The following is a 9,417-nucleotide window of genomic DNA, read 5'->3' as shown; positions in this document are numbered from 1 at the left end:
TGCTCCCCTGCTCCCCTGCTCCCCTGCTCCCCTGCTCCCCTGCTCCCCCGCTCCCCCGCTCCCCATTAATCGCGTCTCTACCTACTCCCTTCATTCATTGGAAAGCAACTCAATGGTTTTTCTATTACCTGGTGTCAAGTTTGATCTCGATCTGATTCAAAAGTACGACACTCGCGCACCTAGATATACCAGTTACCCGCCCGCTACAGAGTTAAGCGAAACATTCACTGAAACTGATTTTAAGGCCGCGATCGCCGCATCGAATCAACGCAAAACCCCTCTTTCATTGTATTTCCATATCCCCTTTTGCCAAAGCGCTTGCTACTTCTGCGGCTGTAATACAGTAATTTCCAACAACAAGAATATTGCTAAACCTTACGTGGAGTCTTTGGTTCAAGACATTAAAAACACCGCAGCTTTAATCGATTCCGATAGAAAAGTGCTGCAAATCCACTGGGGAGGTGGTACTCCTAATTACTTAGAGCGTCACCAAGTAGAATTTTTATGGAAAAACATCAATCGCTATTTCAACATCGATCCCCAAGCAGAAATCTCAATTGAGATTAATCCCCGCTATATCGATAAAAACTACATTTTCTTTCTGAGACAGATTGGATTTAACCGCATTAGTTTTGGCATTCAGGATTTTAATCGCCAAGTTCAAGTAGCTGTAAATCGTGTCCAGCCAGAAGAAATGCTCTTTGATGTCATGAGTTGGATCAAAGAAGCTAAGTTTGAAAGTGTGAATGTAGATTTAATTTATGGTTTACCTTATCAAACACGTGAAACATTTCAAGAAACGCTGAAAAAAACGATTGAATTAGATCCTGACCGAATTGTTGTCTTTAACTTTGCTTATGTACCGTGGCTCAAACCAACACAAAAAAATATTCCTCAAGAGGCGCTACCCCCAGCCGAGGAAAAGTTAGAGATTCTGAAAATGACTATTGAAGAATTGACGAATAACCAATATCTATTTATTGGCATGGATCATTTTGCTAAAACTAATGACGAATTAGCGATCGCTCAACGCAATGGTACTCTCAAACGCAATTTTCAGGGCTATACTACCCACGCCGAAACAGAATTATTTGGTTTTGGTGCAACATCCATCAGTATGTTAGAAGATGCTTATGCTCAAAACCACAAGGAGTTAAAAGATTATTATCAGACACTGGCAGCAGGTAGTTTACCTGTTAGCAAAGGTATCAAGCTCACTCATAATGACATTATTAGACGGGATGTGATTATGGGTATTATGTCTCATTTTCAACTTCATAAGCAAGATATTGAAAACAAATATCATATCAGTTTTGATGAATATTTCTCTGAAGAACTAGAGGCTTTAAAACCACTAGAAGCCGATGGCCTAGTCAGTTTATCAAAAAATCAGATCCAGATTACCGACATCGGTAGATTACTAGTTAGAAACATTGCCGTCATATTTGATACTCACACAAGAACGCGAGAGACAAAGTTCTCCCGCGCTATTTGATATCACTTCTGCAAATCTTTACCACATATTATCCCCTCAATTTACCTTAAAAATCAAAGTTGAGGGGAGATTATTAAGACTATAGCAATCCGATTTTATGTTTGAACTTATTTGTGTGGTGTATGAAGCGCAGTGCAAGCCGGATAGGCAGTCAAAAGGCAATTGGAATAAAGTTGTTAAATAAAAATCTGCAACAAAAATCTTGGTTAATTATTTATATAGATAATTAATGATGAGTTGTAAGGAAAATTCTCAAAAATTGAATTAAATATTTTTAATGCATCCCCAATAAGTTAGATACAACTTTACTCCTTAAGATAGAGATAAAAGAGAATATATATGTATTGAGTAATTAACTAGTATTTAGTTGTGCAGACAATAATTATGTCTATGATTAGATGTTTTTAATAAGTTATAGCTTACAGAATGCAAAAACTTTCGTTTAGTATGAAGATGCAAAAAATGTAAATTCTCATCCAATCTGGATATAAATTATTTTGTATAACTTTTGGATTTAGCATTTACCCCATCTGGTAGAAAGAATTTGGGGTTGGAGTTGATAACTTAGATATTAAGTGAGTGAGATTGTTGAGGCGGTTATGAGTATTATTGCTTGGATAGTTTTAGGACTTTTGGCAGGTGCGCTCGCTAAAGCTATTTATCCTGGTTCTCAAGGCGGCGGAATTCTCTCCACAATGATTTTGGGTATCATTGGTGCTTTCGTCGGTGGAACTTTATTTACCTTGTTTAGAACAGGAACTTTGCAAATTACTGCGGCTGGCGCTGGTTTAACTTTTCCTGGTATTTTAGTGGCTGTGCTTGGTGCAATTGTTGCTATTTACCTGTGGGGATTAATCAGAAGAAGCAGCAATGTATAACCGCTGATTGGTAGTTATCAACCCTAAGATAATTGCTGTGTTTTATTCAGTCTTTTAGTTTACTACCAGTTTAAGAAGCTATAAAACATCAAATTAGCTCTATCTGGAAACAACTGAGAGATAACTTGATTCGTTTTGTAACACCAAATTTTGAGAAGTGTAAATCTATGTTTTTTCACAAAAAAGAGCCTATTCATGCAGTTAACGTTAGTGAACCAAACCCTCGTTTTGCTCAATTGCTTTTAGAGCAGTTTGGCGGAGCTACTGGAGAACTTAGTGCAGCACTTCAATATTGGGTTCAATCATTCCATGTCGAAAATGCTGGCATTAAAGATATGCTCCAAGACATTGCAATTGAGGAATTCAGCCATTTAGAAATGGTTGGTAAACTCATTGAGGCTCATACTAAAAATGTAGATCAAACAGAGGCTTACAAGAGTACTCTTTTTGCAGTTCGAGGAATTGGACCTCATTTTCTAGACAGCCAAGGTAATGCTTGGACTGCAAGTTATTTGAATGAGGGTGGAGATGTAGTACGTGATTTAAGAGCTAACGTTGCAGCCGAAGCTGGCGCTCGTCAGACTTACGAAGAATTGATTAAGTTGGCAACCGACAAAGGAACTCAAGAGACTTTAGTCCATCTGTTAACACGAGAAATTTCTCATACCCAGATGTTTATGAAAGCTCTAGATTCACTAGGTAAGTTGACAGATCCATTCTTTGGTAATATTAAGCCAGATGAAACTGTTGCTCTTTACTACAACCTATCTACAAACGGAAATGGTCAAGATGAGCGTGGCCCTTGGAATTCTGAGCCAACATTCAAATACGTGGCTAATCCGCTAGAAAGCCACTCTTAATTGCATAGGTTGCAGTCAGAATATAGGTTTATTTTGGGCAAAGAGGTTTTTGGCAGATTCTGAACAACTCCCAATAATCTGGTGGGTAAATAACCTACCTTTTTTAGAAAATGTTGGGCTGTTTAGCTACATTTGGTGAGCATAAAAATCCCGACTTTTCTAAGAAGTCGGGATTTTTATTTAAGTATTTGAGGATTACACTTAATTGAAAATAGCTAGAGCTATTAAATATTAATCCACACTGAAAAAGTTAGAGCGATCGCGGTTTCAATTTCCATCCCGATATTTCTGACTTCAGAAATTAATTCAACTCAAAATCAAAACTCAGAATCAGGAGATTAACTTGTGATTGTCAACGCTACGCCAACTGGTTGGGAAATTATTTATCATCGTGCCCATGCTTTATTAGCAGCTGAACTAGCGGGACAATGGCGACGCAAAGACGCACCAGCAAGGTTATATGAAACAATAGCTGCAATTTCTCATCACGATGACTTAGAAAAAGAGTGGGAAGAAGATATTCTAACTGAAGCGGGTGCGCCAAAGGACTTCATGCTCTCCACAAATGCCGATTTAGATGCAGGTGTCGATAAATTGGCTAATTTGGCAAAGAATGCCCTTTACCGTGGACGATGGGTAGCTCTATTAATTTCTATGCACATCAGCCGTTTAAATGAGTCAAGCCGGGGTAAGTCTTCAAAATTAGACAAACTTTTAGACGAGCAACTTCAAAATCAGCAACGTTGGCGCAAAGAATTGGGCATCAAAAAGGAGGAAGTTGATGCAGCCTATGCATTTATGCAATGGTGCGATCGCCTTTCGCTTATTCTCTGTCAGCAAGAACTACCTGATGATGAGCGGTTTTTAGAAATTAGCAAGGGCCCTGAAGGGGAGCGCTATGACATCATGCAGCGCAGTGATAACTTGGTTGTTGTTAAACCCTGGCCCTTCCAAGACGATAAATTCACGGTCACTGTCGAAGCCTGCGACCTCTCTCAGGTGAAATTTGAGAGCAGCACCGAATTATCTCAAGCATTACAACAAGCGCCGATCAAGGTACTAGAGTGGACATTTGTTAAGAGTTAGATGCATAAAGCTTACAGCTATTTAACTGTAAATAGCTGTAAGAAAACTAGGTTATGCGATCGCACTCTTCTATCAAATCCCTACTTGTATTTTTGCAATAGCGATCTCCATAACGAATATTCCAGGGGGTTATGCTGTGGATATAACCCAAGCTGCAAAGACACAAGAAGTAGCGATCGCATTTAGTGCCAAGGTTGTGAGGTCAATTTTAATTATTCTAATTTTTATCTAAAGATGTAGTTTTAAGACAGATTGTTATTACTTATGATAGTTCCTCTAAATCATTCCAATCAGTGAAAGTAAATATACTTAATAACTGAGGTTCAAAGCATGGACTCAACAGGTAAGGTTCAAACTGTGGATTCGTCCTGGTCTCTTCCACTGCCGTTGAAAGAGTATGCAATGAGCCGAGTAACTGTCTACTTTTATAGCGACAGATGGGTTCCAATTAAATATTGTTCTTTGGGAAAAGCAATTTTGCTTCACCAAAAGGCAAGTTTAGAAGGCAAGGAAATTTTGTTATTTCCTACTAATATTGACCCTAATCAACTCTCAAACTCTTTTAACTAAAATGCATTGAGGTAGACTATCTTTCAAACATCTTGGCAACAAATTAGTCAGCTATAGAGGCGTACATATATATGTACGCCTCTACTTGTAAATGGGATTAAAAAATATGGCGATCTCTAACAAGAGTGCTTCAAAAGACAGTTTGTCCAAGAATAATATAAGCTTTGTTATCGAACTAATGGGTTTTTGTTAATCGCTGCTGAGTTTACAGTTTGTTCAATTCTTTTTAATCTGGTTTCTGGACGTTTTGCACTGTCAATCCAAAAAAGAATATTCTTTTTGGATGAGTTATTAAATGCCTCAAAATACTCTTTGGCTGTTGTGTTTGCTTCTAAAGCCTGCTTTAAATCTAAGGGAATAATTAATGCTTCGATCGCATCTAAAGAGTTCCATGAACCATTTTCTTTTGCAGCTTCAATTTTTTCCAGACCAACTGTAGTCATCAAGCTTTGTTTTATAAGTTCTTCAATATATTGTTTATTTAATTTTGACCACACGCTTTTCGGTTTTCGAGGTGTAAATATTTGCATATAACGTTCTTCGTCTAAGGATTTAACTTTACTGTCAATCCAACCAAAACATAAGGCTTCTTTTACCGCTTCGCTATATCGAACACTTGGTTTACCACTTTTTACTTTGTAGTAAATGAGCCACACACCAAGAGAGGTGCGATGGTTTTCTTCTAACCATTTTCGCCATTCTTCGCGGCTTTGAGGGCAGAAAGTGGGTAATTCATTATTAAGTTTAGATACACCAGTATTCTTATCTTTGCTAAGGCTAAGGTTTTTTTCTGTACTTTGCTGCATTGGTCGCTTACTGCTTAGTACTACGATTGCTAAGTCCAAATATATACGTAATAAAAGTTGTTTGAGCTACAAGGATTCCGAGCGCTGTACCACCAAGTGCTACCCTAGCTTGAAAACTTCCAAGCTCATCAAGCTTTCGGGTTTCAATAAATGTTGTGCGTTGGAAATTGAATTGCCATCTTGCTGCTTCTGAGTTGCCAAGATAACTCAGAGGTATACTTAGAATATAACCAAGAACCGTAAATGCTAAAGCTGTAGGAATAGTCAGCTTCAAATTTTGAAATATTAATGAGCGCATGAAAAAAATTAGCTGAATTTAAAGTTTTTGCAACAATTTTAATAGTTAAAAATACTAGCCAAAGATTGAACTTTAGTATTTTGAAAGTTGCAGATAAATTTATTCTAATATCAAACCAACCCAGAACGCAGTGCGACAACTGCTGCTTGCACGCGATCATCCACGGCTAATTTATTCATAATCCCTCGGACATGAGTTTTGATGGTATTGGGACTAAGATAGAGCTTTTCGGCAATTTCTGGGTTGCTCAATCCATCTACCATCAGCTTTAACACTTCTAACTCGCGCCCTGATAAGTTGGCGGTGTTGGTGGTGGGTGAAGGCGGTTTGAGATTATCAATTACTCGCCGCGCAATTTGGGGATCGAGATAGGCTGCACCATCAACTGCGGCTGCGATCGCACTTAACAATCGTTCCACACTTGCACCTTTGATACAATATGCATCTGCACCGCTAGACAATGCCGCAATAATTTCTGTCTCCGTTTGATGAGATGTCAGCATTACCACATGAGTCGCTGGTAGAGCCGCCTTAATTTGCTGTGTTGCGGCAATCCCATCCAATCGCGGCAATCCAATATCCATAACCACCAAATCAGGTTTCAGTTGCAGTGCAGCTTGAACTCCCAAATAACCATCTTCAGCTTGTCCAACAATCTCCAACTGAGGATGAGCCATCAACGATTGCTCTAATCCCAGTTGCATCATCGGATCGTCTTCGACAATTAACACGCGCAAGGGCGGAGCATTGACCGGTAAATTTAAGGGATAGCGAGTATCTAAAGACATTTTTATTAATTAAGAGTCATTAGTCATTAGTCATTTGTCCTTTGTCATTTGTCTTGTGCTTGCCAATGACTAATGACTAATGACAAATGACCAATTATTATTCTTCCACGCGATAGCCTAACTCTGCTAAACTAATCCGCGACTGTCGCCATTTTGGCTGGACTTTCACAAACAATTCTAGATAAACTTTGCCAGCGATTAATTTTTGAATTTGTTCGCGGGCTTCACTACCAATTGCTTTGAGCATCGCTCCACCTTTGCCGATAAGTATGCCTTTTTGAGAATCACGCTCAACGTTGATGGTAGCAAGTACACGGGTAATGCTGGGAATTTCTTCTACTAGGTCAATGGCGATCGCTACTGAATGGGGTACTTCTTCGCGAGTCAATAATAAAATTTGTTCTCGGATTAATTCACCCATAATAAAGCGTTCTGGCTGGTCAGTTACCAAGTCTGGAGGATAATATAATGGCCCAATTTCTAAATGTTCAATTAATAATTCTTGAAGTTGCGGTAATCCTGTACTAGTCTTGGCAGAAAATTTTACGATTTCCCATTCATGAGACTGGGCCATTTGAGCGTAACTATCATCTAGAAACTGCGAATCAGGCGGTTGTTGGTCGGTTTTATTCACACCCAGAATTACTGGTGTTTTGCTGCGACTTAGCAATTCAGCAATGTAGCGATCGCCCGATCCACAAGCCACAGATCCATCTACCACAAATAACACTACATCTACCGATTCAATGGCAATTTTGGCATTTTGCACCAATACTTCGCCCAATTGATGATGGGGCTTATGAATTCCTGGCGTATCTACAAATATTAACTGCGCTTCTGGTGTAGTTAATACACCGCGCAAACGGTTACGTGTAGTTTGCGCTACTGGTGATGTAATGGCAATTTTTTGTCCTACTAACTGATTCATCAAAGTAGATTTACCGACATTTGGACGACCAACAATGCCGATAAAACCTGATTTGAATTCAGGAGGAGCCTGGGGAATTGTTACTTCTCCTGAAAAAGAGAAGTTGTAATTTTCAATACTAGTCACCTTTGGCTCCACCCTCATATTTTATAGTTGGGATAACTTGGTTTGTTCTTAGACACAAAATAGGCATAAAATTACCCTGGCATTTTTAGAGATTGCTTTTGCCGAGGTTTAATCTACTACCGACTCTACACTTATATTTTACAGCTGAGATAACCTGACTTGTAATATTCGGGAGTCAGAATTCAGTAATCAGAATATTAAAAAAATTAAACTCCAAGTTTACCTCATTTCACCGATAATCATACCAAACCCACATAAATTCTAACTTCTGGCTCAAGAGTTGCTGAATTTTTAGACTTTGTTTTGTTTTTAGATCCAAAAGAAACATAAAATTACTTTGGCATTAACAGGTAGGACTTTTGCTTAGGTTTAATCTGCTAACTTTGGCTTAAGTTTCATCGACTACTTAATATATACATTTGGATCAAAATGTCAATAAAAGATGTGGGACAACCCAAACGCATAGGAATTCTGACAAGTGGAGGTGATTGTTCTGGCTTGAATGCTGTGATTAGGGCTGTAGTAAATTGTGCTGTAAATACTTACGGCTGGGAGGTTTTGGGAATCCGTCAAGCGACTCTAGGATTAATGGCGCGTCCGCCACAATTCACCAAGCTGGAAGTTGACCAAGTTGACTCGTTGTTAACTGCGGGTGGCACAATGTTGGGGACAACCAATAAAGGCGACCCTTTTGCTTTTCCAATGGCGGATGGAAGTTTATGCGATCGCTCCGAAGAAATTATTGCAGGTTATCATGAGCTAGGTTTAGATGCTTTGATTGGCATTGGTGGTGATGGTAGTTTGGCAATTTTGCGTCGCCTCGCTCAACAAGGTGGTATTAATCTAGTAGGTATTCCCAAAACCATTGATAACGATATTGGCGTTACCGAACACGCTATCGGTTTTGATACAGCAGTAAATATTGCCACGGAAGCATTAGATCGATTACATTTTACTGCTGCAAGTCATAGCCGAGTCATGATTTTGGAAGTAATGGGGCGTGATGCCGGACACATAGCAATAGCTGCGGGAATTGCAGGGGGAGCAAATGTAATTTTAATTCCCGAAATTCCTTATACAGTTGAGCATATTTGCCACAAAATTAAAGAACGCCAAGAGAAAGGCAAAAACTATTGTTTAATTATTGTTTCCGAAGCAGTTCGTACCCAAGATGGCGAAAATGTGACGATTACTAATCGCTTAGGTCAATCTCGATACGGTGGAATTGGCGAATATTTAGCCGATGAAATTATTCAGCACATCGGTGTAGAAACGCGAGTCACAGTTTTAGGACACATTCAACGGGGTGGAACTGCTTCACCACTAGATAGATTAGTTGCAACTGCTTTTGGTGTTGCAGCCGTTAATCTAATTGCAGAGAATAAATACGATCGCATGGTGACTTGGCAAAATCGCCAAGTATTAAGTGTACCAATTACAGAAGCGATCGCTCAATATAGCGCCGTCGATCCCAATGGTACTTTAGTTAAAACCGCTCGTGGTATGAGTATTTATTTAGGAGACTGAATTGAGTGCTGAGTGCTGAGTGCTGAGTGCTGAGTGCTGAGTGCTGAGTGCTGAG

At 39.2% G+C, this 9,417-nt stretch carries 9 protein-coding genes; 5 read left to right on the top strand and 4 right to left on the bottom strand.

Annotated features, from left to right (window positions below; translation table 11 throughout):
- Nucleotides 1-112: 112 nt before the first annotated feature.
- From hemN to RMY27_RS35145, 4 genes are all read left to right on the top strand, one after another.
- Nucleotides 113-1,495 carry an oxygen-independent coproporphyrinogen III oxidase gene (gene hemN, locus RMY27_RS35160; RefSeq protein WP_322669415.1) on the top strand — a complete coding sequence of 461 codons (1,383 nt, stop codon included), beginning with the start codon at nucleotides 113-115 and terminating at the stop codon, nucleotides 1,493-1,495.
- A gap of 599 nt (nucleotides 1,496-2,094) precedes the next feature.
- The gene (locus tag RMY27_RS35155; RefSeq protein WP_322669414.1) at nucleotides 2,095-2,373 is read left to right on the top strand and encodes a GlsB/YeaQ/YmgE family stress response membrane protein; all 279 of its coding nucleotides are present in this window, start codon (nucleotides 2,095-2,097) and stop codon (nucleotides 2,371-2,373) included.
- Between the two features lie 167 nt (nucleotides 2,374-2,540).
- Nucleotides 2,541-3,233: a manganese catalase family protein gene (locus tag RMY27_RS35150; protein ID WP_322669413.1), complete on the top strand. Its 693-nt coding sequence runs from the start codon at nucleotides 2,541-2,543 to the stop codon at nucleotides 3,231-3,233.
- Between the two features lie 345 nt (nucleotides 3,234-3,578).
- Nucleotides 3,579-4,319, top strand: a complete 741-nt coding sequence (locus RMY27_RS35145; RefSeq protein ID WP_322669412.1) for a DUF3891 family protein — start codon at nucleotides 3,579-3,581, stop codon at nucleotides 4,317-4,319.
- Nucleotides 4,320-5,056: 737 nt separating this feature from the next.
- Here the strand turns inward: RMY27_RS35145 and RMY27_RS35140 are convergent.
- The 4 genes from RMY27_RS35140 to era all read right to left on the bottom strand — a co-directional run bounded on the left by RMY27_RS35140 (nucleotide 5,057) and on the right by era (nucleotide 7,853).
- Complete coding sequence (locus RMY27_RS35140; protein WP_322669411.1) at nucleotides 5,057-5,695, bottom strand: YdeI/OmpD-associated family protein; 639 nt, start codon at nucleotides 5,693-5,695, stop codon at nucleotides 5,057-5,059.
- A 7-nt stretch (nucleotides 5,696-5,702) separates the two neighbouring features.
- Nucleotides 5,703-5,993: a hypothetical protein gene (locus tag RMY27_RS35135; RefSeq protein ID WP_322669410.1), complete on the bottom strand. Its 291-nt coding sequence runs from the start codon at nucleotides 5,991-5,993 to the stop codon at nucleotides 5,703-5,705.
- Nucleotides 5,994-6,103: 110 nt separating this feature from the next.
- Nucleotides 6,104-6,781 (bottom strand): response regulator, encoded by a 678-nt coding sequence (locus tag RMY27_RS35130; RefSeq protein ID WP_104908984.1) that lies wholly within the window; start codon nucleotides 6,779-6,781, stop codon nucleotides 6,104-6,106.
- 97 nt (nucleotides 6,782-6,878) lie between these two features.
- The gene (era, locus tag RMY27_RS35125) at nucleotides 6,879-7,853 is read right to left on the bottom strand and encodes a GTPase Era (RefSeq protein ID WP_322669409.1); all 975 of its coding nucleotides are present in this window, start codon (nucleotides 7,851-7,853) and stop codon (nucleotides 6,879-6,881) included.
- Between the two features lie 426 nt (nucleotides 7,854-8,279).
- Between era and RMY27_RS35120 the strand changes: the two genes are divergently transcribed.
- Complete coding sequence (locus RMY27_RS35120; protein ID WP_322669416.1) at nucleotides 8,280-9,362, top strand: ATP-dependent 6-phosphofructokinase; 1,083 nt, start codon at nucleotides 8,280-8,282, stop codon at nucleotides 9,360-9,362.
- The last annotated feature ends 55 nt before the right edge of the window (nucleotides 9,363-9,417 follow it).

It is taken from the genome of Nostoc sp. DedQUE09, from assembly GCF_034530915.1.
Lineage (GTDB): Bacteria > Cyanobacteriota > Cyanobacteriia > Cyanobacteriales > Nostocaceae > Nostoc.
This window is presented reverse-complemented; position numbering and strand designations above follow the sequence as displayed.